The organism is Microbacterium sp. T32 (assembly GCF_001619615.1).
Taxonomy (GTDB): Bacteria; Actinomycetota; Actinomycetes; order Actinomycetales; family Microbacteriaceae; genus Microbacterium.
Window position 1 is genome coordinate 1 of sequence record NZ_LQQP01000021.1, and the last position, 1,227, is coordinate 1,227.

The following is a 1,227-nucleotide window of genomic DNA, read 5'->3' on the forward strand; positions in this document are numbered from 1 at the left end:
GGCTTATAGGCAAGAACGTGTGGATGGGTCGGGCGTGTCATCTTCGTCCTGCCCATCCGGTTCGCATCCAGAGGCCTTCCTCGGCGCTGAGGGCGGTGTCGTAGAGCGGTGGTGCTCCGGCGTCGTCGGGCTCGACAGCCGTGGTCGTCGGGGCGGGTTTGGTTGCGTGTCGGTGCGCGTGTTCAAGGGGGATCTCCTGGATCAGTAGGAACCATTCGACGGCTCTGCGGCGGTGCTCGGTGGGCATTCCGCGGTGGTGGCGCAGGAGGTGTCGGATCTGACTGTTCAACCCTTCGAGGCGTGAGGTGGTGCGCGGGTTTCCGTGCTCGAGAGCAGTGAAGACGTGCCCGGCTTCGGCGGCGCGGTGAAGGATGTTCCATGCGCGGCGTAGTTTGAAGTGGGTGTATCCGAAGTGCCCGTTCGTGTAGAGGGTGCGTTCTTTGGTGAGATGCCCGTGCGTCTGCCACCAGGCTTGCAACGTGAGCCGCCAGGCGATGGCGTCGTCGATGGTGTGGATCGCGGTCAGGGCAAGGGAGATCTGACGCAGGTCGCGGCCGGCGCGGGTGCGGGGATTTCGGGTCAGCTCGCGGGTGACGTTCAGTTGCAGGTGGAAGATGCAGCGCTGCACCGCGGTGTCGGGCCAGGTGGCGGCCAAGGCGGAGCGGATGCCGGAACCGCCATCGGTGACGACGACGACCGGTGGCGGGACTTGGTCGAACAGGGCCGTCCATGCGGCCGTGGATTCTCTGGCGCACCACTGCCAGGCGAGGACACGTCCGGTGTCGGATTGGGCGATGAGAAGGCACCAGGAGCCGATCCAGACGCCGTCGACGAGGACGACATCGTGGACCTCCCCGGTGACCGGCAGGACCGGTTGCAGAGCCCAACACCACGCGGTGTCGTGACGGAACGAGCGCCCGGTGCCGCCGCCGATCTCGGCTTGAGTGGCCTTGCCTGTCACCCATCGCAGGAACCGGCGCAGCTGCTCGCGCTCGGTGACGTCACGGCGGGAGCGAACTGAGGACGCGCCGCAGCCCGGGCATCTCCACCGCTGTGTTCCGGCGGCGGTCTTCCCGTTCTTCACCAGCCGAGCACCGCATATCACGCACAGCGCCTGATTCGAGGGAACGTCCACGCCTAAGCGTCGCGGACCATACGCAACCCCGATCTACCGCAAAATCACGCGGCTAGATCACGATCCCATCCACACGTTCTTGCCTATAACCC

The 1,227-nt window shown here is 65.9% G+C and carries 1 protein-coding gene; it reads right to left on the minus strand.

Annotated elements, in window-relative coordinates; all coding sequences use genetic code 11:
• Window positions 1-37: 37 nt before the first annotated feature.
• Window positions 38-1,135 (minus strand): IS1249 family transposase, encoded by a 1,098-nt coding sequence (locus tag AVW09_RS11980; RefSeq protein ID WP_331709265.1) that lies wholly within the window; start codon window positions 1,133-1,135, stop codon window positions 38-40.
• Window positions 1,136-1,227: the final 92 nt, after the last annotated feature.